Annotated in this window: 16 protein-coding genes and 1 riboswitch; of the genes, 2 read left to right on the top strand and 14 right to left on the bottom strand. The window is 61.2% G+C overall.

What is annotated here, in order from left to right:
- Window positions 1-87: 87 nt before the first annotated feature.
- Window positions 88-1,092 carry a low-specificity L-threonine aldolase gene (gene ltaE, locus KZH41_RS24055; protein ID WP_242152099.1) on the bottom strand — a complete coding sequence of 335 codons (1,005 nt, stop codon included), beginning with the start codon at window positions 1,090-1,092 and terminating at the stop codon, window positions 88-90.
- A gap of 191 nt (window positions 1,093-1,283) precedes the next feature.
- Window positions 1,284-1,453, top strand: a riboswitch (FMN riboswitch).
- 113 nt (window positions 1,454-1,566) lie between these two features.
- Between ltaE and KZH41_RS24060 the strand changes: the two genes are divergently transcribed.
- Window positions 1,567-2,076, top strand: a complete 510-nt coding sequence (locus tag KZH41_RS24060; protein ID WP_032879834.1) for a 6,7-dimethyl-8-ribityllumazine synthase — start codon at window positions 1,567-1,569, stop codon at window positions 2,074-2,076.
- A gap of 162 nt (window positions 2,077-2,238) precedes the next feature.
- Here the strand turns inward: KZH41_RS24060 and astE are convergent, their stop codons facing one another.
- From astE to KZH41_RS24095, 7 genes are all read right to left on the bottom strand, one after another.
- Window positions 2,239-3,243, bottom strand: a complete 1,005-nt coding sequence (gene astE / locus KZH41_RS24065) for a succinylglutamate desuccinylase (RefSeq protein WP_242152102.1) — start codon at window positions 3,241-3,243, stop codon at window positions 2,239-2,241.
- Between the two features lie 11 nt (window positions 3,244-3,254).
- Window positions 3,255-3,545, bottom strand: a complete 291-nt coding sequence (locus KZH41_RS24070; protein WP_003214319.1) for a hypothetical protein — start codon at window positions 3,543-3,545, stop codon at window positions 3,255-3,257.
- Window positions 3,546-3,568: 23 nt separating this feature from the next.
- Window positions 3,569-4,915 (bottom strand): N-succinylarginine dihydrolase, encoded by a 1,347-nt coding sequence (astB, locus tag KZH41_RS24075; protein ID WP_094950498.1) that lies wholly within the window; start codon window positions 4,913-4,915, stop codon window positions 3,569-3,571.
- Between the two features lie 173 nt (window positions 4,916-5,088).
- On the bottom strand, window positions 5,089-6,558 hold the full coding sequence (astD, locus tag KZH41_RS24080) for a succinylglutamate-semialdehyde dehydrogenase (RefSeq protein ID WP_176462923.1): 1,470 nt from the start codon (window positions 6,556-6,558) through the stop codon (window positions 5,089-5,091).
- Window positions 6,555-7,580 (bottom strand): arginine N-succinyltransferase, encoded by a 1,026-nt coding sequence (astA, locus tag KZH41_RS24085; protein WP_094950495.1) that lies wholly within the window; start codon window positions 7,578-7,580, stop codon window positions 6,555-6,557. The genes astD and astA overlap by 4 nt, the downstream gene beginning before the upstream one ends.
- A 48-nt stretch (window positions 7,581-7,628) precedes the next feature.
- Window positions 7,629-8,648 (bottom strand): arginine/ornithine succinyltransferase subunit alpha, encoded by a 1,020-nt coding sequence (aruF, locus tag KZH41_RS24090; RefSeq protein WP_242152108.1) that lies wholly within the window; start codon window positions 8,646-8,648, stop codon window positions 7,629-7,631.
- A 256-nt stretch (window positions 8,649-8,904) separates the two neighbouring features.
- Complete coding sequence (locus tag KZH41_RS24095) at window positions 8,905-10,125, bottom strand: aspartate aminotransferase family protein (protein ID WP_094950492.1); 1,221 nt, start codon at window positions 10,123-10,125, stop codon at window positions 8,905-8,907.
- 305 nt (window positions 10,126-10,430) lie between these two features.
- Here KZH41_RS24095 and KZH41_RS24100 point away from each other — a divergent pair, with 305 nt between their 5' ends.
- Window positions 10,431-15,476 carry a dermonecrotic toxin domain-containing protein gene (locus KZH41_RS24100; protein WP_263273863.1) on the top strand — a complete coding sequence of 1,682 codons (5,046 nt, stop codon included), beginning with the start codon at window positions 10,431-10,433 and terminating at the stop codon, window positions 15,474-15,476.
- Here KZH41_RS24100 and argR read toward each other — a convergent pair whose 3' ends face one another.
- The 6 genes from argR to KZH41_RS24130 form a co-directional block, all read right to left on the bottom strand.
- Window positions 15,477-16,457, bottom strand: a complete 981-nt coding sequence (argR, locus tag KZH41_RS24105) for a transcriptional regulator ArgR (protein ID WP_094950490.1) — start codon at window positions 16,455-16,457, stop codon at window positions 15,477-15,479. It lies immediately after the preceding gene.
- A 247-nt stretch (window positions 16,458-16,704) separates the two neighbouring features.
- The gene (locus KZH41_RS24110; protein ID WP_003214336.1) at window positions 16,705-17,469 is read right to left on the bottom strand and encodes an ABC transporter ATP-binding protein; all 765 of its coding nucleotides are present in this window, start codon (window positions 17,467-17,469) and stop codon (window positions 16,705-16,707) included.
- Between the two features lie 27 nt (window positions 17,470-17,496).
- Window positions 17,497-18,609: a succinylglutamate desuccinylase/aspartoacylase family protein gene (locus KZH41_RS24115; protein ID WP_094950489.1), complete on the bottom strand. Its 1,113-nt coding sequence runs from the start codon at window positions 18,607-18,609 to the stop codon at window positions 17,497-17,499.
- Window position 18,610: 1 nt separating this feature from the next.
- Window positions 18,611-19,309 (bottom strand): ABC transporter permease, encoded by a 699-nt coding sequence (locus KZH41_RS24120; protein WP_094950488.1) that lies wholly within the window; start codon window positions 19,307-19,309, stop codon window positions 18,611-18,613.
- Entirely contained in the window at window positions 19,306-19,995 is a 690-nt protein-coding gene (locus KZH41_RS24125) for an ABC transporter permease (protein WP_053257623.1), read from the bottom strand. The genes KZH41_RS24120 and KZH41_RS24125 overlap by 4 nt, the downstream gene beginning before the upstream one ends.
- Before the next feature lie 91 nt (window positions 19,996-20,086).
- The gene (locus KZH41_RS24130) at window positions 20,087-20,872 is read right to left on the bottom strand and encodes an ABC transporter substrate-binding protein (RefSeq protein WP_094950486.1); all 786 of its coding nucleotides are present in this window, start codon (window positions 20,870-20,872) and stop codon (window positions 20,087-20,089) included.
- Window positions 20,873-21,104: the final 232 nt, after the last annotated feature.

The raw sequence follows: 21,104 nt of genomic DNA on the forward strand, positions 1-21,104 counted from the left end.
ACGGCAAAGGGCCGCATTATATCGGCCCTTTGCCGGTGGTACAGCGTGTTTATACGATAGAAGCGCTCAATTAGACGGCGGGCACGGTCATTTCTGCGAAAAATCGACAAATGCCTGCACGACGTGCTCAATCTGCGCCCGGCTGACATCCAGATGCGTGACCATGCGCAGACGCGGCGCGGCGCTCAGCTTGATGCCGCGCTCAGCAGCAAATGCCTTCAAGGCCTGCGCCCGATCACCGACCTGCACATACACCATGTTGGTCTGGACCGGTTCCACCTCAAAGCCGGCTTTGCGCAACGCATCGCCCAGCCACTGCGCATTGGCGTGGTCATCGGCCAGGCGCTGCACCTGGTGATCCAACGCATACAGCCCCGCCGCCGCCAGGGAGCCGGCCTGGCGCATACCGCCACCGACCATCTTGCGCAGGCGACGCGCCTTGGCGATCAACGCCGCCGAGCCGCACAACACTGAGCCGATCGGCGCACCCAGGCCTTTGGACAGGCACACCGACACCGAGTCGAAATGCTGGGCGATTTCCCGCGCATCCACCCCAAGCTTGACCGCCGCGTTGTAGATTCGCGCGCCATCCAAGTGCAAAGACAGGCCATGCTCACGGGTAAACGCACGCGCCTTCGCCAAGTATTCCAGCGGCAACACTTTGCCCTGCATGGTGTTTTCCAACGCCAGCAGACGGGTGCGGGCGAAGTGGAAATCGTCGGGTTTGATCGCTGCCAGCACGTGGTCCAGATCCAGCGAGCCGTCAGCCTGTACTTCCAGCGGCTGCGGCTGGATCGAGCCCAGCACCGCCGCGCCACCGCCTTCGTATTTGTAGGTATGAGCCTGCTGCCCGACGATGTACTCCTCGCCGCGCTCACAGTGAGCCATCAACGCCAACAGGTTGCTCATGGTGCCGGTGGGCACGAACAACGCCGCCTCGAACCCCAAGCGCTTGGCCAGTTCGGCCTCCAGGTGGTTGACGCTCGGGTCTTCGCCGTAGACGTCGTCGCCGCTGGCGGCACTGGCCATCGCGTCACGCATGCCGGAGGTGGGTTGGGTCACGGTGTCGCTACGCAGGTCGATCACAGACATGAAACAAGCCTCTAATGGGTTAAATAAGTTCCTTTTATGGATGATTACTGCGGGCAAAGCCACGCAATATCAAGCCCCACGTTACTTCAATCGAATACCAACCAAACAAACCGATATAGGTTATCGATGCGGCAATCGTGCAGTTTTTGAAAAACCATGTTAAAAACTCTCCGCCACCAGGGTTCTGGCGGCAACGTTCTCAGGGCGGGGTGCAATTCCCCACCGGCGGTAATTGCACGCAATGTGCATAGCCCGCGAGCGCTTGGCGCCTCGAACTGCTCACGCAGGACGGCGACAAGGTCAGCAGACCCGGTGTGATCCCGGGGCCGACGGTCATAGTCCGGATGAAGAGAGAACGGGATTGGCACCTAAGGGCCGCGCGCCGGGTTCATGCTTGCATGACGCAGCGCTTCGTACCCTTAAATCCCATTCGATTCATAACGCCCTGTTTTTTTCTTAAACAGGAGTCAGAACATGCAACCCACCGCAATCGACAGCAAAAGCAAAAACCATCACGGCGAGCGTGTCGCGTTTATCCAGGCCTGCTGGCACAAGGATATTGTCGACCAATCGCGTAAAGGCTTCCTCGCCGAAATGATCGCCCAGGGCTACCAGGAATCGGACATCGACTTCTTCGAAGTCGGCGGCGCCTTTGAACTGCCCCTGCACGCCAAGCTGCTGGCTAAGACCGGCCGTTACGCCGGTATCGTTGCCGCCGCGCTGGTGGTGGACGGCGGCATCTACCGCCACGAATTCGTCGCCCAATCGGTGGTCAGCGGCCTGATGCAGGTGCAGTTGGAAACCGAAGTGCCGGTGTTCTCGGTGTCCCTGACCCCGCATCACTTCCACGCCGGCAGCGAGCACACCACGTTCTTCTACGAGCACTTTGTGCACAAGGGCCAGGAAGCTGCACGCACCTGCGCCGATACGCTGCACAAGGTCCGCGCTATCCGTCGCAGTGAACCGCGCGCTGTAGCGGTTTAAGCAACACCGCAAAAAAAATGTGGGAGGGGCTTGTGTGGGAGTCGGGCTTGCCCGCGATGCAGTCACCTCGGTGTGTCAGTCACACCGCGGTGATGCTATCGCAGGCAAGCCAGCTCTTACACAAGCCCGCCCCCACAGTTGGATCCGATCAAGCCTTGAGATTTATGCCAGGCCAGCATCCGTGGTCGGCACAATCAATATCCCAGCACGCAAACCATTCTTCACCTTAGGGTTGGGAAAGATGATGCGCGCGCCCTCCTCTTCGATCACCCAACGCGTCTTGGCCACGTCTTCAGCCAGCAGATAGCCCTTGGCCAATGGCGAAAAGTTTTCCACATCCGCCGGCAGGTGCAGCAAGAACGCATCACTGTGCTTGATCACTTCACGCGACACGGCAAACAGCTGCAGGCCATCCAGGCTCTCGGTCGCAGGCTCAGAGCCTTCGATGATGTGCTTGAGGCGCGCCTCCAGGCGGGAAACATCCACGCCCTGGTTATGCCCGAACGGCCGCGCCTTGCCCAATTCCAACGTGAAGGCTTCGGCCTCCAGTTGTTCGTAGGTAAACGCGGTGAAGGTGATCGAGGTCTTATTCTGCAACAGCACCGCTTGCATGCCGGCGGCGCACAGGCGCGCCAGTTCGTGGCGTGAGTGCTGGCGGCCTTCCTTCCACGGGTACAGGGCGAACTGCTCGATCTTCGAGCCGCGAATGGCGGTGTGCAGGTCGTAATGCAGGCGCGAACGGCCAGGCAGGCTGAAGAAGGTGCGGGCCAGTTGCTCAAGCTCGGCGGCGCGCATGGCCTCCGGGCCGATGTTTTGTTCATGGCGGCCGTTGAACAGCCGGTTGACGTCCAATTCGAGGTAACGCTCGCCGCGGCGCATGGCCTCGGGGTTGCCGAACAGGAACAGAATACGGGAGCGGGGTTTAATCTCCCCACGGGCGATGCCATGCAACAGGCGATCGAGCAGTTCGATCGGCGCCGTTTCGTTGCCATGGATGCCGGACGACAGCAGCAGGTCGCCGCCGTTGTCCTTCGCTTCAGGCGGGCGCACTTCGAGCGCGCCCTCGCTGAGCCAGCGCATCTGCACGCCGTCGACAGTCAGTTGAATTTTTTGCGCCGGTTCGCGACCGGCGAGGGTCAGTTCAAGCAGTTTGCCGAGGGCGAGCATAAGCAGCTTCCTTAGTGGTTGCAGCCAGGGCCGTGGACGTGATCGTCGTCATCACCTTCGACATCAGCCGGTTCCATTTCCAGCTGCAGGCTCATCAGGTTGGTGGCCAGTGGGCGCATCAGCAGGTTGGCGTACTCGGCGTCGCCTTCTTCCACGTCTACACCGATCAGCAGTTGGCCGCGGCCGTCGTGCTGGATCCAGATCTCTTTGCCCTGCCAGACCACGGCGACGCGGGTGCAGGAGGTTTCCAGCTGGGTGCCGTCGGTGTCTTCAAGGATCAGTTTCAGGGTGTCGGTGGTCATAAATAGTTCTCAGCCGTGCGGAATTAATTGATCTGGAAAGGATAAACCGAGCCCAGTTTAAGGATTTGCGTCAGTTCATCCAGTGCCGTCCGGCACTCAAGCAGCAATTGCGGGTCAGCCAGGTCGCTTTCGCGCAGGCTGTCGCGGTAGTGCTTGTCGACCCATTGGGTCAGCGTGTCGTACAACGGCGCCGTCATGATAACGCCTGGATTCACCGCCGCCAGTTCCGTTTCGTTCAACGCTACGCGCAAGCGCAGGCACGCCGGGCCACCGCCGTTCTGCATGCTTTGCTTGAGGTCGAACACCTTTACTTCGCGGATCAGCCCGCCGGACGCTGTCAGGCCTTGCAGGTACTGCCAGACGCGCTCGTTGGCACGGCATTCTTCCGGCACGATCAGCAGCATCGAGCCGTCGGCGCGGGTCAGCAACTGGCTGTTGAACAAGTAGGAACGCACTGCGTCCTCGACGCTGACCTGGGCGCGCGGCACGCACACCGACTGGAAGTTGCCGCCCAGCTTGCCCAACTTGCCGTGCAACTCAGCGAGCATCTGCTCGGTGTTGAGGAAGGCGTCCTCGTGATAGAACAGCACCTCGCCGTTGCCCACCGCAATCACGTCGTTGTGGAACACACCGGCATCGATCACTGATGGGTTCTGCTGGGCGTAGACCACGCCGTCGTCCTTCAAGCCGTGCAAGCGCGCGACGGCTTGGGAGGCTTCAAGGGTCTGGCGCGCCGGGTATTTCTGCGGCGCCGGGTAACGGGTGTCGAACGCACTGCGGCCGAACACGAAGAACTCGACGCCCGCCTCGCCATAGTCACGGCAGAAACGCGTGTGGTTGGCCGCGCCTTCGTCGCCGAACTGCGCCACCGCCGGCAATGCGGCGTGGTGGGCGAAGTGTTTGCCATTGGCAAACATCGCCCCCAGCACGCGGCTGGTGGTCGGGTGCTCGATGCTGCGGTGGTATTTGCAGTTGAGGTTGGCGGCAGTGAAATGCACGCGACCATCCGCCGTGTCGGCGCTCGGGCTGACCGTGGCGGCGTTGGCCACCCACATGCTCGACGCCGAGCAGCTGGCGACCAGCAGCGGCATGGCTTGCTTGGCGGCTTGCTGGATGACTTGGGCATCGCTGCCGCTGAAGCCGAGGTTGCGCAGGGCGGCTACGTCAGGACGTTCCTGCGGTGCCAGCACGCCTTGCACAAAGCCCATGTCCATCAGCGCTTTCATTTTTTGCAGGCCCTGCAACGCCGCTTCCTTCGGGTTCGAAGACTGCTGGCTGTTGCTCTGGGACGCGACGTTGCCGTAGGACAAACCGCCGTAGTTATGGGTCGGCCCCACTAGACCGTCAAAATTGACTTCATAGGATTTCATCGGCGAGGCTCCACGAACATCTGTTTTTATAGGCATCTAGTGCAGATCTCTATCTGTAACCCGATCAAGTGCGGGAGCTGGCGTGCCTGCGATGCAGACGACTCGGTCTTTCAGCTGGACCGAGGTGATGCCATCGTAGGCACGCCAGCTCCCACATTAGATCAGTGTCACCTTCACTTCAGCGTTATACCTGGGGTCAGCGTTGCGGGGACCACCAAGCTCGGGGTCTCAAGCGAGGCCACCGGGTACGCGCAATAATCCGCCGCGTAATAAGCACTCGCGCGGTGGTTGCCCGAGGCCCCTACCCCACCGAACGGCGCAGTACTGGCGGCGCCGGTCAGCTGTTTGTTCCAGTTGACGATGCCGGCGCGGCTTTCCAGCCAGAACTGCTGGTAGCGCGATTCGGAATCGGACAACAAACCCGCGGCCAAACCGTACTGGGTGTTGTTGGCCTCAGCGATGGCCGCGGCAAAATCAGCGTAGCGGATCACCTGCAACAGCGGGCCGAACAGCTCTTCATCTTCGCGCTCGGTCACGCCGGTCACATCGATAATGCCTGGGGTCAGCAACGCGGCCTGATCCTGGGGCTGGGTCATTTCCAGCAGCGCCACGGCGCCATTGGCCAACATCAATTGCTGGGCGTCCATCAAGGCTTTCGCCGCACCGAGGGAAATCACCGAGCCCATGAACGGCGCCGGCTGCTGGTCGAACGCACCGACTGCAATCGTCGCGCTCACCGCCACCAGGCGCGCCAGCAACGCATCGCCCCAGGCGCCTTCCGGCACCAGCAAGCGACGCGCACAGGTGCAACGCTGGCCGGCAGAAATGAACGCTGACTGGATGATGGTGTAGACCGCCGCATCCACGTCGGCCACTTCGTCGACCACCAGTGGGTTGTTGCCGCCCATTTCCAGCGCGAGGATCTTGTCCGGGCGCCCGGAGAATTGCTGGTGCAAGTGATTGCCGGTGCGGCTGGAACCAGTGAAGAACAACCCGTCGATACCTGGGTTGGCCGCCAGGGCAATACCGGTTTCGCGCGCGCCTTGCAGCAGGTTCAACACGCCCGCCGGCAAACCGGCTTCGATCCAGCACTGCACGGTCAGCTCGGCGACTTTAGGGGTCAGCTCGCTCGGCTTGAACAGCACGGTATTGCCCGCCAGCAATGCCGGGACAATATGCCCGTTCGGCAAGTGGCCCGGGAAGTTGTAAGGGCCGAACACCGCCACCACACCGTGGGGCTTGTGGCGCAACACGGCAGTGGCGTCGCCCAGCGGGCCGCTCTTCTCGCCGGTACGTTCGCGGTAGCTTTGCACCGAGATCGCGATCTTGTTGGCCATGCTGGTGACTTCGGTGGCCGACTCCCACAGCGGCTTGCCGGTTTCTTCACCGATGCAGCGGGCGATTTCATCGGCGCGGCTTTTCAGCGTGGCGGCGAAGGTTTCCAACACGCTGATGCGCTCTTCCAGCGGGCGCCGGGCCCAGCCGGGGAACGCTTGGCGCGCGGCCTGCACCGCCGACTCAACCTGTTCGGCAGTGGCGCCATTGCCGGCCCACAGCACGTGCTGGGTGACGGGGTTGCGCGATTCAAACAGTTCACCCTGGCCAGCCAGCCAGCTACCTGCGATATACAGCGAATTCATTATTTCGACTCCCGAGCAGCAGACAACGCAACAGCACGCACTTGATCACCCACCACCAGTTGCAGGCGTTTGGCGGTCTGCTGATCGACCACCAAGGTGCCTGCCGCCAGCCGGGCCGGAGCGGCCGTGATGCGGCACTCCTCGCGCTTGCGGTTATGAATCAGGAACGGCGTGGCGTCGTCCCCCGGCGTGCCGATGGCCAACACCAGCGACTGGCTGTCGCGCACCGCACGGATTTTACTGGTCTCACACTCCACCGCCGGGCCAGCGTCGAAAATATCGACATAGCCCTGGTAGCTGAACCCTTCGCTCTTGAGCATGCTCAGCGCCGGCTCGGTATCCGGGTGCACCTTGCCGATCACATTGCGCGCGTCTTCAGACAGGAAGCAGCTGTACAGCGGAAACTTGGGCATCAGCTCGGCGATAAAGGCCTTGTTGCCCACACCGGTGAGGTAGTCGGCCTGGCTGAATTCCATCTTGAAGAAGTGCCGGCCCAGGCTTTCCCAGAACGGCGAACGCCCGGCCTCGTTGGACACGCCGCGCATCTCGGCAATGATCTTGTTGCCGAACAGCTGCGGGAATTCCGCGATAAACAACATGCGCGCCTTGGCCAGCATGCGGCCATTGAGGCCGTTGCGGTAATCGGCGTGCAGGAACAGCGAGCACAGCTCGGAATTACCGGTGAGGTCGTTGGCCAAAAACAGCGTCGGAATCTCGCGGTAGATATTCAGCTCCTGGGAGGCGCTGACGGTCAGCCCGACCCGGAAGTTGTACCAAGGCTCGCGCAGGCCGACGGCACCGGCAATGGCAGAAATACCCACCACACGGCCTTCGTCGTTTTCCAGCACAAACAGGTAGTCGGCATCGCCGCGCCCGGCTTCGCCGCGAAAGGTTTTCTCGGCCCAGCCCACTCGGTGGGTCAGGCGCTCTTCGTTGGCCGGCAAGGTGGTGAGGCCGGTGCCGGTGCTGCGCGCCAGATCAATCAGGGCCGGTAAATCGCTGCTGCGTACGGGACGAACGATCATGCTATCTCCTCAAACGGGCCGCTTTGCAGCCACCCGCGAAACTCTTTTTTAAACAGCAACCAGGCGCACACTGGCACCTTCGCCAACACCCAGGGCTTCGGCCGTTTCCAGGTCCAACGTCACCGGTTTGCCGGGTGCGTAGTCCAGGTCCAGCATCACCGCGCGGTAATCCTGCAACTGCGCATTGCTTACCAGGTACTGACGGCCGGCCCCCTTGACCATCTCGCCGATCTTCACCGGCACCACGCGGCTCTGGGCAATCGAGCGAATGCCCGAGACCCGTGCATGCAGCGTTGGGCCGCCGTCGAAGATGTCGATGTAATGATCAGTTTCAAAACCTTCACGCATCAGGATGTCGAAGGTGATCTGCGCACGCGGGTGTACCTGGCCCATGGCTTCCTGGGCTTCGTCCGGCAGCAGCGGCACGTAGATCGGGTAATGCGGCATCAGTTCGGCGAGGAACGTGCGGCTTTTCAGCCCGCACAGCCGTTCGGCAGCGGCGTAGTTGAGGTCGAAGAAATTGCGGCCGATGGCGTCCCAGAACGGCGAATCACCGTTCTCGTCGCTGTAGCCGACAATCTCGGTCACCACCGAGTCGGCAAAGCGCTCGGGGTGGCTGGCGACGAACAACAGGCGGCCACGGGAGTTGAGTTCCGACCACGGCGAACCGACCAGCGCAGGCTCCACATAGAAGCTGGTGAGCAGGCTGTTGCCGGTGAGGTCGTGGCACTGGGAAAGCACGTGGATCTTGTTGTGGATCTTCAGCTCGCGGGAGGCGTGCACGAAGGTTTCGTTACGAAAGCTGTAGAACGGCTCCGAGTAACCGGCCGAGGCCACAATGGCCGAGCAGCCGACGAGCTTGCCGGTTGAGGTGTCTTCGAGCACGAAGAAATAACTTTCTTCACCGTTGAAACTGACCTCGGCCGCGAAGGACGCTTCGCTGGCGGCGATCTTGTCGCTTAGGCGTTCCACATCATCCGGCAAGGAGGTGACACCAATCGGGCTGTCCGCAGCCAGACGCTGTACCTCGCCCAGATCAGCCATTTGCGCGGGGCGCATCACCAGCATGGTGTCACTCCTTAACTCGAAAACTCACAGAGGGAAAAATGCCGGACACAGGATCTGGGCTCACACAGATCCAATGTGGGGAGTCTTTTGTGGGCGCTGGCTTGCCTGCGATAGCATCAACGCGGTTTAACAAATGCACCGAGTTGTCTGCATCGCAGGCAAGCCAGCTTCCACAGAAATTGGCTCCCACATTTGATTCGGTCCGGCATATAGAATTTTTGCTCGACGCCCGATCACTCAGGCGCCGAACGGTCAATCAGGCTTGCGTCAACGTCTTCACAGCACGTTCAAAACGGTCCAGGCCTTCCTGGATGTCCGCCTCTTCCACCACCAGGCTCGGGGCGAAACGCACCACGTCGGGGCCGGCTTGCAGGATCATCAGGTTTTCTTTCTCGGCCGCGTTGAACACGTCCTTGGCCTTGCCTTTGAACGCATCGCTGAGCACGCAACCAATCAGCAGGCCCATGCCGCGCACTTGGGTGAAGATGCCGTACTTCTCGCCGATCTGTTCCAGGCGCGCCTTGAACAGGTCGTGCTTGGCATTCACGCCGGCCAGCACTTCTGGGGTGTTGATCACGTCGATCACCGCTTCTGCCACCGCGCACGCGAGCGGGTTACCGCCGTAGGTGGTGCCGTGGGTGCCGACCACCAAGTGCTTGGCCAGGTCTTCACGGGTGAGCATGGCGGCAATCGGGAAACCGCCGCCCAGGCTCTTGGCGCTGGTGAGGATGTCCGGCACCACGCCGTAGTGCTGGTAAGCGAACAGGTGGCCGCTGCGGCCCATGCCGGTTTGCACTTCGTCGAACACCAACAGCGCGTTGTTGGCGTCGCACAGCTCGCGGGCACCTTGCAGGTAAGCCAGCTCGGCCGGCAGCACGCCGCCTTCGCCCTGAATCGGTTCCAGCACCACGGCGCAGGTCTTGTCAGACACGGCGGCTTTCAGCGCGTCCAGGTCGTTGTAAGGAACGTGCGTAATGCCGGTGATTTTAGGCCCGAAACCGTCGGAGTACTTCGACTGGCCACCGACGTTGACGGTGAACAGGGTACGGCCGTGGAAACTGTTCAGCGCGGCGATGATCTCGTACTTCTCAGTACCGAAACGGTCGAACGCCACACGACGAGCCAGCTTGAACGCGGCCTCGTTGGCTTCGGCGCCGGAGTTGCAGAAGAACACGCGCTCGGCAAAGGTGGCGTCGATCAGCTTATGTGCCAGGCGCAGGGCCGGCTCATTGGTGAAGACGTTGGAAACGTGCCACAGCTTGTTGGCCTGCTCGGTCAGTGCACCGACCAGCGCCGGGTGCGCGTGGCCCAATACGTTAACCGCGATGCCGCCGGCAAAGTCGATCAGCTCGCGACCGGCCTGGTCCCAGACGCGCGAACCTGCGCCACGCACGGGGATAAAGGCGGCAGGTGCATAGTTGGGAACCATGACCTGGTCGAAATCGGCACGTTGCACCGGGGCTTGCTCAACGGACATCGGAGTCTCCTGAAGAGGAACGCCTGCCTGGAACTGGCGGGCGATGCAGGGATTGTAAGGACAGTTTTCAGCGCCACCTTGTCGCCAAGCGACAACTTCTTATAGCGCCAACCCCGGTTTTACGCGGGTTTACGGCAATGCGACATATTGCGTCGCAATGGCGCAGTGTAAACCAGCGGCGGATGTTTCGGCACAACGCGCCGGGATCAGATCAACCCCTGTCGATTGCGATAAACCTGTAGCGCCCCGAAAGGGTCGTGCGCCGATTAACTGGAGCTCTTTCATCACGCTCAAGGATTGGCACCATGCCCGACGCTACTGAACAAACGCTGCAAGCCGCGCCCCCGAACCAGCCCGACAACCACTACGCCCCGCTGAAAAACGCGCTACCGCGCTGGCTCGGCGAAACCTCCCTGCGCCGCCGCCAAGCCTTGGGCAACAGTGTTGTGGGCCTGCCTCAATCGGTGCGCAGCGCCAGCCCCGACAACCTGGGCGAACTCAAGCGCTTGGCCACCGCCCACTGGAGCGCCCAAAACACCGTCGAACACGCCCTGGCCAACGTGCTCAATGCCCAAGACTTTGCCGAACCGATCCTCACCCTGGCCCTCAAGACGCAGTTCGGCCTGGACCTGGACGTCAAAAATACCTTCTTGCGCCTCTATGTCCCGCAAACACTGCCTGGCCTGCCGATCCACTCGGGAGCCGCGCGCACCTGGACCGTGTCACTGCTGGAGGCCGTGCTGCACAACTTTGAAGCCAAGGAAACCCAGGCAGACGCCTATGAAGCGGTGTCGACCTTCATCACCCGCCCCGACGCCAGGGGCCACTTCGACACCTTGCCAGCCATCAAAAAGGTGCTGTCGATCCACGCCTTTACCCAGCTGTGCCGCGACCTCGACATCGGCGCGCTGTATGCGAGCTACCTGCGAGAGCAACTGGGCTTGAACGAACCGGTCGCCGAAGCCGCCTTGCGCCTGAAGGTTGAGAACAGCCACAAGGCCGAGCTGCAAGCCGCACTGCACTGGGCCTTGATCACCGGCGACATCCAGCTGGACTATTTTCGCTTGATCCAAGGCCTGCTCGACGGCCTGGCCGGCATGCGCCTGGACGGCCAGGCGCTGCGCTATCACGACCTGAGCCTGATGGGCGCCGACCTGCCCGGCATCATCGTGTTTGCGCCTGACCTTGAGACCAGCCGCTCGGCGGCGCGGGTGGTCGCCTATGTGCCCGGCGACCCCAAGCACCCATTCAAGGAATATGCCTCCTCCCAGGCGATGCAAAAAGAGCTGGTGCGCCAGCTGCGCGATGAAGGCTACCAACGGTTTTTCAGCCGGTTTGTCGCCCATGACCAACGCGGGCATTTTTTCGCCAACCTGGGCCAACTGCTGGCCAAAGTCACCTGGCACCCCCATGTACATGGCAGCGGCCTGCCGACTTGGTATGAAGCGCCCACAGACAACCCACGCGTGCGCTTTGTCGCCACACCCCGCAGCGGCGGGCTGGAGCGACATCAATACCAGCGCACACTCAATCAGATCCTCAACGACGGCCGCACCACCGCCGTCACCACGGCAACCGTGGACCGCAATGCCCGTTGGGCACTGTGGGATTCATTCGTCAACGTCGCCTCCTCAATCCTGCAAGCCGCTGCTTTGATCATTGCGCCCTTCGTGCCGTTTGCCGGCGAATTGATGCTCGGCTATATGGCCTACCAATTGCTGGATGAGGTGTTCGAAGGGATCATCGACTGGAGCGAAGGCGTGCACAGTGAGGCCGTCGGTCACCTGCTGGGGGCGGTCGACGCCTTGGTGCAACTGGGTGGTTTCGCCGTGGGCGGTACGATTGCCATCGCCGAGTTTCGCAAGGTCCTGCCCCAGAGCGTCATCGACTTCATCGACCGCTTCAAGCCGGTAAAACTTGCCAACGGCCGCACCCTCTACTGGAAACCCGACCTCAGCGCTTACGAACAACCGATCAGCGTGCCGCAGGGCAGCTACCGCGACCCATCGGGGCTGTTCCAACACCCGCGCGCAAACCTGCTGAAGCTGGACAACAAGGTCTACAACGTGGAAACAGACCCGGCGTCCAACACCCAGCGCATCGCGCATCCTTCGCGCCCTCCCGCCTACCGCCCGCTCGTGCGTCACAACGGCCATGGCGCCTGGCACACGGAGCTGGAACAACCGCTGCAATGGGGCCGAGAAACCCTTTTGCGGCGCTTGGGGCACAGCGTGGAAGGCATCAGCGAGGCTGACCAGACGTTGGCGCTGAACATCAGCGGTGTCGACGAAGCGGCGCTACGCAAGATGCACGTCAACAGTGAAAATCCCCCGGCCCTGCTGATTGATACCCTGGACCGCTTGCGCGTCGACCGCGCGCTTCAAACCCAGATCGACCAGCTCAACAGCGATGACCCGCAGGTGTACGGCAAGGTCGACCCACAGGCCAACCTGCAGTTATTGACCGGCCAGGGCTATTGGCCGCAAACCCGCAGCTTGCAATTTATCGACGCCCAAGGGCAAACCGCCTGGACGTTTGGCGACAACCAACTGCCCGCCATCCGGATCCTCGAAAGCCATTTGAACAATGGCGATCTGCTCAAGGCGATACTCACCCAACTGCCCCCGCAAGATGCCGCTCAAGCGTTTGGCGCAGACGTGGGTGATTCGCGCCTGAGCCTGGACACACGCGCCACCCACTTGCGAAAAAAACTTGCGGCGATTGCCCAAGAAAAGCGCATGTCGTTGTTCGAATCACACTACGCGCCCCTGCAAGCCACCCGTAATCCAAGAGCACAGCGCCTGATGGATGCCGCCCCTGGGCTGCCGGCCAGCGTCGCGGAAAAACTGCTGGACCACGCCACAGCCGAGGAGCTGGCAGAACTGGACAACCAACGCACGCCCCAGCGCCTGAACCAGTCGGCACGCGATGCGTGGGCCGAAGTACGCGTTTGCCGCGCCTACGAAGGCTTGCACTTTGGCGCGGCCACCTGGGACACCGAGCGCCTGGCCCTGCATTCGCTGCCCCAACTGCCGGGATGGCCTGCGCAGGTGCGCCTTCAGGTCAGGGACTATTCGGCCAACGGCCTGCTGCGCGATCAGGTCGGCACTGCCCAGGCGCCGATCGCGCGCACGTTGGTACGCAGCGAAACCGGCGAATACACATGGCCTGACGACAACGGCGCACTCACCAAGCCCACCGATCTTTACTCGGCGATCCTCGGCGCACTGCCCGAGGCGCAACGCCAAACCCTTCAGCTGGGCATTGATCAAGGCGTACGCCTGCGCCGGCGTATTCGAGAACACGCCCTGGCACGCAATCAATTGCGCGAACTGCTCAGTGCAGCCCCCCTTCGCAAACCGACTTACGACCCGGGCATCATGAAGCTGCTGGGCGGCATGGAGGGCTACCCGGCCCTGGCTGAGCACGGTGATGGACCGCCGCCGCTGCTTGCGCAGGTACGCGATCTGTTTCCCACGCTTGACGATGCGCAAATACAGAACGCACTCGAACACATGCAAGCGCAACCAGGCGGCGCCAGCAATGAGCTCGCCCTCCTACGCGCGGAGCGCCAGGTATTGCGCCAAAACCTGCAAACCTGGCAGCAAGCCATCCCCGCTATCGACCCCGAAACCCAGCTTGCAATGACGCCTCAGCGACGGGATTACGAGCAAAGGACCCGCCACCTGATAGCCGCACAACTGGAAGAGTGCTGGCGTCAGGAAACCCCGCGCGACCAGTACTTTACGGATGGCTCGCCCAATGGTTATACCCTGAGGCTCAATGCCCCGGGCTTAACCGACCTGCCGGACCCCGGCTCAACCTTGAAGCATGTGTCACTGTTGTCCGTGATCGGCGGCCCCCACCTGCAAGGAATCGAAGGGTTTTTGCAGCGTTTTCCCTGGCTTCGCCACTTGGAACTGCGCTCGATTGCGCTGGGAGACTTGCCGCCCTACATCAGCACGCGGCCCGATCTGAACAGCCTGATCCTGAGCGACTGCAACATTACCCTCACCGCGCAAAGCCAGGCCCGATTGAACGCCATGACCGGCCTGCACGCGCTGGACCTGCACAACAATCCGCTGGGCCTGGTACCCGATGTGCAGGCCATGCCCAACCTGAGCCTGTTGGACCTGTCTTCCACCGACATCGACCGCCTGCCCAATGGCGTATTGGATCACCCGCAGTTGCAGGCCATCTTGCTGAGCGACAACCAAATCGCCGAGCTACCCCAGGGCCTGTTCAGCGTGACGCCTGAGACCGCCCAAAAGTTCGACCTGTCCGGTAACCCACTCACTCGGACCACCCTGCAGCGGGTCAAGGCCTACTGCCAAAACCAGGGCGCGTTTTTCGCCGCCCAGGCGCCCAGCGCGGAGCGTACCAGGGTCATGAACCTGTACCCGACCTTTCTGGAGACTGAAGCGGACCGGTTCATCTTTCGTATGCCCGGCGACATGGACGCCGTCGCCCCGACACTCACGCGCCTTGAAGCCGAATACGCGCAACTGGGCACCGACCTTCAGCAATGGGCCCTGAACATCCCCGCGCGCCATCCCACCCTAGGCATCCCGCTTGACGAACAGACTGCCGCGCTGGAGCAACTGGCACGCCAGAACTTCAAGACCTTGCTTGAAGACGCTTGGCGTCGCGAAAGTGAGGAGGACCAAGAAAGCCTGGACAGTGAATTCACCCATTCAGTGGCCATTGAAACATCGACCCTGGGCCCGCTGCCTGAACTGAGCGCAAGGTTCGAGCATGTCACCAACCTCGAAATCAACGGCAGCGGCGTCACCAACGGGGTTGATGGCACGCTCAGATGCTTCCCTCACCTGGAAACACTGACCCTCAACCAATGCATGCTCGGCAAGCTGCCGCAAACACTCGCGCACCTGCCGAGGCTGTCCATCCTGAACCTTGAAGACAGCCGGGTCACGTTGACCGCGCCAGACATCAATATGCTCAGCGACATGACCCAGCTTGAGTACATCAGCCTGAGCAATAACCCACTGGGCATGGCACCTGACGTCAGCAAACTGCATGAATTGAAGGCGCTTCATCTACGCAATAGCGGGATCAGCGCGGTACCTCACGGCCTGTTCAGTCTTCAGGAACTGGAAACGGTGGACCTGAGCGACAATTTGATCAGCGACATTCCGGCCGACCTGCTGGAATCGACAGCGGCCTATGGCGAGGACAGCGATTTCAGCGGCAACCCGCTGTCACCGCAAAGCCTGCAGTATCTGAGGCAACACTACCTGCGCACCGGCATCGATTTTCAGGTAGAGGCCGCCACAGTGGACGATCAAGGCGTGCCCTTGGTGTTCGTGGGCCCGACGCCGATGGAGGAGTAATCAGCCGCGCTCGGAAGGCACTGACGACAGCTCGAAGGGGCTGCTGCTGCGTCGCTGGTTGCGGTCTTCACGTGGGGTGGCGCCGAAGAAGTTGCGGTAGGCGCTGGAGAAGTGCGGCCCCGAAGAGAAGCCACACGACAGGCCGATCTGGATGATCGACTTGCTGGTTTGCATGAGCATCTGGCGCGCCTTGTTCAGGCGCAGTTCCAGGTAATACTGGCTGGGAACGCGGTTGAGGTATTGCTTGAAGATCCGTTCAAGCTGTCGTCGCGACACGCACACGTGCTGGGCGATTTCGTCGGTGGTCAGCGGCTCTTCGATGTTGGCTTCCATCAACAGAACCGCCTGGGTCAGCTTTGGATGGCTGGAACCCAGGCGATTTTGCAGCGGGATACGCTGGCGTTCGCCGCCTTCGCGGATGCGCTCCACCACCAGCTCTTCGGACACCGCGCCGGCCAGCTCAGCACCGTGGTCACGGGCCAATACCGCCAGCAACAGGTCAAGTACCGACATGCCGCCACAGGCGGTCAGGCGATCACGGTCCCAGTCGAACAGATGGCTGGTGGCGATAACCTTGGGGAAACGCTCGGCAAAGTCATCCTGCCAGCGCCAGTGCACGGCGGCGCGGTAGCCGTCGAGCAAGCCCAACTGAGCCAGCGGATACACCCCGGCCGACAAGCCGCCGATCACGCAACCTGCCCGCACAAGCTGCTTGAGCGCAGTGCTTAGCTGGGAGGCGATGACGGTGGGCGGTTCGTCCGCGAGCAGGAAGAGTTTCTGGAAGCCTTCAAGCTTGCCGGCCCACGGCTCGCCCGGCAATTGCCAGGCGCCTTCAATGGCAGGCTCTGCGAGCAGAAACGACAACTCGTAGACCACGTCCGGATGCACCCGCTGAGCAACGCGCAAGGCCTCCTCAGCCAGCGCAAGCGTCAGGGCTTTTGTGCTGGGCCAAATCAGGAAACCAATTTTGTGGGCGGTCATGGAATGCTATCCGAAGCGAAGAACGGTAATGAAGACAAAGGCCAATGCTAGCCCGGAAACCAACACAAATCTCTAAAGCTAATGAAGATCAAAATGTGCGAGCTGGCTTGCCTGCGATGGCGGTGGGGCAGTTGGCACATCGGTTACTGATACACCGCTATCGCAGGCAAGCCAGCTCCCACAGGGACCGAAGTCAACTTCCGAGCTGCCAAGCATGCACTAACTCGGTGCACAAAAGCAGTCTTGATTATTTCAGGCTGCCGGACAGAAACTGCTGCAACCGCTCCGATTGCGGGTTCACCAGCACTTCGCGCGGGTTGCCACGTTCTTCGACGATGCCTTTGTGCAAGAACACCAGTTGGTTGGACACTTCACGAGCAAAGCCCATTTCGTGGGTCACCACCACCATGGTGCGGCCTTCCTGGGCCAGGTCCTGCATGACCTTGAGCACTTCGCCAACCAGCTCCGGGTCGAGCGCCGAGGTCGGTTCGTCGAACAGCATTACCTCAGGCTCCATCGCAAGCGCACGGGCAATCGCCACGCGCTGCTGCTCGCCGCCGGACATGTGGCCGGGGAACGCATCCTTACGATGGCCCACGCCGACTTTGGCCAAGTAGTGCTCGGCCTTCTCGCGCGCGTCTTTCTTCGACATGCCCAGCACGTGCACCGGCGCTTCCATCACGTTTTCCAACGCAGTCATGTGCGACCACAGGTTGAAATGCTGGAACACCATCGACAGGCGCGAACGCATGCGTTGCAGTTGCTTGGGGTCGGCGGCCTTCATGGCGCCGTCCTTGTTGGCCACCAGTTTCAGCTCTTCGTTGTTGAGCAAAATCTTGCCGGCGTGGGGTTGCTCGAGCAGGTTGATGCAGCGCAAAAAGGTACTTTTGCCCGAACCACTGGAACCGATGATGCTGATCACATCACCGGCCGCGGCGGCCAAGGACACACCTTTGAGCACTTCATGACTGCCATAGCGTTTATGCAGGTCTTGGACTTCAAGTTTGTACATGCGGTCGGTTCTCACAAAAACAGGTGGTCAGTCGTTGAGCAAGCGCCCGTGACGCAGCGCTTCGCGCCCCGCCACCTTGGCCAGCCAGAAACCCGCTTGGGCATAACGTAGCCGTTCAACGGCAAACAACACCCCCGAGGTGCCCGCGCGGATGATGCTCACGCGGTCTTCCAGAGGGTCAATCACTTCAAAAATCGGCTCGCCGGCCTCCACCCAGTCACCGGCTTTACGCAGGTAACTGATTACGCCGGCATGGGGGGCGAACAACAATTCGGTGCCTTCAAAGGGCAAGCCTTCGCAAGGTTCGTGCTGCGGCGCGGGCCATTCACCTTTGATCAAGCCTTGCTCGGCCAGGAACGCCAAGATGCCTTCAGCGTGGAAGATCGCCTCATCGCGGCCGGTGTCGGCCTGACCACCCAGTTCCAGGGTCGTCGCCAGGCACGCCAGCGGAATCTGCGCCTCGGGGAACGCCCGAGACAGACGCAACCACGGCAGCGAGCACGCCTCATCAAACGAGCTGCCGCCGGAGTCTTCGGCCAGCAGGCCGACTTTCACATTCAAATGCGCCGACAGCGAGCGCCACTGCGGCCAATGCTGGGGCAGCGCGTACATATGCAGCGCGGCTTCGGCGTCGCAATGCAGGTCCAGAACGATATCGGCGCTGCAGGCGTGGCTCAGCAGAACGCGCTGCATGCCTTGCAACTGGCTGCTCGGCTCGGGCAATGCACTGAGCGCATCGCTCATCGCCTGGCGGATCATGCGCACATTCGCATGCGGATCATCGCCCAGCTTGCCTTGGAGCAGCGCGGCAACCGGCTCGCTTAGCTCAACGAAATCACGGTTGAAATTCTTGCCGCTGCCGACCTCGAAACGCCCCTGGTGGCTGCCTTGCAACAGCTGGCCCAAGCCCATTGGGTTGGCCACCGGCACCAGCTCGATCACCCCGTTGAGGGCGCCTTGCTGTTCCAGTTCACTCAGGCGTTTTTTCAGCTCCCAGGCCGCGCGCATGCCGGGCAACTCGTCGGCGTGCAGGCTGGCCTGGATGTAGGCCTTGCGCTCGCCCTTGCCGAAACGAAACACGCTCAGCTGGCGCTCGCAGCCCAGGTGGCCCCAGGGCAACCGGTGATCGATACGTTCCATATCAGTGCTTCCGTGGCGCCAGGTAGCTCAGCCAGCGGCGCTCGGCCAACTTGAACAGGCGTACCAGGATAAAGGTCAGGCACAGGTAGAACACGCCGGCCGTGATATAGGCTTCGAACGGCAGGTAGAACTGGGCGTTCACCGTGCGCGCGGCACCGGTGATGTCGATCAAGGTGACGATGGACGCCAGACTGGTGGTCTGCAACATCATGATCACTTCGTTGCTGTACTGCGGCAGCGCGCGGCGCAGGGCCGACGGCAGCAGGATGCGGCGGTACAGCTTGTAGCGCGACATGCCCATGGCCTTGGCCGCTTCGATCTCGCCATTAGGGGTGGCCTTGAGGCTACCGGCAATGATCTCGGCGGTGTAGGCGCTGGTGTTGATCGCAAAGGCCAGGCACGCGCAGAACGTGGCGCTGGACAGCAGCGGCCAGAGGAAGCTTTCGCGCACGGCTTCGAATTGGGCCAGGCCGTAGTAGATCAAAAACAGCTGCACCAGCATCGGCGTGCCGCGAATCACATAGGTGTAGAGCCAGGCCGAGCCGTTGACGATCGGCTGCTTGGACACACGCATCAAGCCCAGAGGCAAGGCGGCGAGCAGGCCGAAGAACAGCGAAATGGCGAGCAATTTCAGGGTGGTTGCCAAGCCGCCGAGGTACAGCGGCATGGCGTCCCAGATGACGTTGTAGTCGAAGATCATAGATCAGCCGCCCTTACGCCTACCGAGTAGCGCTTCTCAAGATAGCGCAGGGCCAGCAACGACACGCTGGTGATCACCAGGTACATCGCCGCCACTGCGAGGAAGAAGGTAAAAGGCTCGCGGGTGGCATCTGCCGCCTGCTTGGCCTTGAACATCATGTCTTGCAGGCCCACCACTGAAATCAGCGCGGTGGCCTTGGTGAGTACCAGCCAGTTGTTGGTAAACCCAGGGATCGCCAGCCGAATCATCTGCGGCACCATCACCCGGAAGAACACCTGAAAACTGCTCATGCCATACGCAAGGCCGGCCTCGGCCTGGCCCTTGGGAATGGCCATGAAGGCGCCACGGAAGGTTTCCGAGAGGTAGGCGCCAAAGATGAAACCCAGGGTGCCGATACCGGCGGCCAAGGGGTTCAAGTCAATATAGTCGTCATAGCCAAGCAGCGGCGCGACGCGGTTCAGCAAGTCCTGACCGCCGTAGAAAATCAGCAGGATCAGCACCAAGTCAGGGATCCCGCGGATCACCGTGGAGTACAAGTCACCCAGCCAGGCCAACCAACGCACCGGCGACAGGCGTAACGCGACCCCGATCAGACCCAGAACGATCGCCAAGGCCATGGACGACAAGGCGAGCTGAAGCGTCAACCATGCGCCATCGAGGATGACGGCCCCGTAGCCTTTCAACATGATTCAGGTCCTCGAAAAGGGGGATGAAAAAATGGCGCAAACCGCAGGAATTCTGTTGCTTGCGCCATTCTGGACAGACAGCTAGGACGAGTTACTTAAGGTCAGCGCCGTAAATATCGAAGTCGAAGTATTTGTCCTGGATTTTCTTGTATTCGCCGTTGGCACGGATCGCAGCAATAGCAGCGTTGATCTTGTCCAGGTCGGCCTTGTCGCCTTTACGTACCGCGATACCGATGCCTTCACCGAAGTATTTGACGTCGGTGAACTGTGGGCCCACAAACGCGTAGCCTTTGCCTGCGTCGGTCTTCAGGAAACCGTCTTGCAGCAAGGTAGCGTCAGCCACGGTGCCGTCGAGGCGACCGGCTTCCACATCCAGGTAAATTTCGTTCTGCGAGCTGTAAGGAACCACGGTGGCGCCTTTAGGGGCCAGTACTTCCTTGGCGAAACGATCGTGGATCGAACCGCGCTGCACACCGATCTTCTTGCCTTTGAGTTCATCCAGGCTGTCGCTGACGGTGGTGCCTTCCTTCATCACCAGGCGCGCTGGGGACAGGTAGTAGCGGGAAGTGAAGTCCACGGACTTCTTGCGGTCGTCAGTGATGGACATGGACGACAGGATCGCATCGATCTTGCGCACTTTAAGCGCAGGGATCAGGCCGTCGAACTCTTGCTCAACCCAGACGCACTTGACCTTCATCTCTGCGCACAAGGCGTTGCCGATGTCGTAGTCAAAACCGACGATGCTGCCATCCGGCGCCTTCGAGGCAAACGGAGGGTAAGCCGCTTCGATACCAATCTTCAGGGGCTTTTCATCAGCGAAGGCCTGCATGGACAACACGGACAGCGCCAGGGCGCCCAACAGCACAAGTTTCTTCATCTTGGGACTCCATCGGTAGGGCAAAAAGCAGAATGAGCCGTGGCCCACGATGCGACTTAAGTGAAACCGAATAGCGGTGCTGCGTCCTACCCCGAATTGATACAGGAGACGACGAGCGAGTGATCGGCATTCTAACGACAGGCCGGAAGCCGATATTTCCTCAATGCGACAACAATTTACAGAAGCACCGAGAAAGCGGTTCCAGCACATTGACAGCCGCTGCTTTTTATGC

The organism is Pseudomonas sp. YeP6b (assembly GCF_025642995.1).
Classification (GTDB): domain Bacteria; phylum Pseudomonadota; class Gammaproteobacteria; order Pseudomonadales; family Pseudomonadaceae; genus Aquipseudomonas.